The sequence below is a fragment of the Microvirga sp. Mcv34 genome, from assembly GCF_024519725.1.
Classification (GTDB): domain Bacteria; phylum Pseudomonadota; class Alphaproteobacteria; order Rhizobiales; family Beijerinckiaceae; genus Microvirga.
Genome location: NZ_JALJRK010000251.1, coordinates 1 through 1,009 on the forward strand (window position 1 = coordinate 1; position 1,009 = coordinate 1,009).

Sequence of the window (1,009 nt, forward strand, 5' to 3'; positions counted from 1 at the left end):
CAAGCCCGCGGCGGCGCAGCTCGCAACGAGCATGGGGGCCGATCAGGTCAAGGCCATGTTCGAGGCCGGCACCTACGAGGAAGTGCCCCTCGACGGCATGCGCAAGACCATTGCGAAGCGTCTCGTCGAGTCCAAACAGACGGTGCCGCATTTCTACCTGTCGCTCGATTGCGAGCTCGACGCGCTCATGGCTCTGCGCGAGCAGATCAACGCAGCCGCTGGCAAGGACAAGGACGGCAAACCCGCCTACAAGCTCTCGGTGAACGACTTCGTCATCAAGGCTCTCGCCATCGCGCTTCAGCGCGTACCGAACGCCAATGCGGTCTGGGCCGAGGACCGTATCCTGAAGATGAAGCACGCGGATGTGGGAGTGGCGGTCGCCATCGAGGGCGGACTGTTCACGCCGGTCGTGCGCAAGGCCGAGCAGAAGACCCTCACGGCCATCTCGGCCGAGGTGAAGGATATGGCGGGACGTGCCCGCAACCGCCGCCTGAAGCCGGAAGAATACACCGGCGGATCAACGGCGGTGTCCAATCTCGGCATGTATGGCATCAAGGACTTCCAGGCCGTCATCAACCCGCCGCACGGCACGATCCTGGCGGTCGGCGCCGGCGAGCAGCGCGTCGTGGTGAAGAACGGCGCCCCGGCGGTCGTGCAGGCCATGACCGTGACGCTCTCCTGCGACCACCGCGTGGTCGACGGAGCGCTCGGAGCGGAACTCCTCGCAGCCTTCAAGCAGCTCATCGAGAACCCGATGGGGATGCTGGTTTAAGGCCCGCCCAATTCCCTCCCCCTTGCGGGGAGGGGTAGGGGTGGGGGTCGTGACGCATGCTCGCTCTAACAGAACTCGCAATGCCTTGGAACAAACCACCATCGAGGCCGATTTCGGGTCGTGCGGCCATGAACGCGAAGTCTTTGCGGCGCGCGCTTACCGAGCCTGAGAAGCGCTTGTGGGTAAGCGCGCAAATCTCTGCACCTTTTCATCGCTGATGCAGTAAAGGAGTCTGTG

General features: G+C 63.8%; 1 protein-coding gene. It reads left to right on the plus strand.

The genetic code is table 11. From position 1 onward, the window contains the following. Nucleotides 1–772: 2-oxo acid dehydrogenase subunit E2 (locus tag OC446_RS30460; RefSeq protein WP_262032599.1), on the plus strand; the 772-nt coding region annotated here is incomplete at its 5' end. Between the last annotated feature and the right edge of the window lie 237 nt (nucleotides 773–1,009).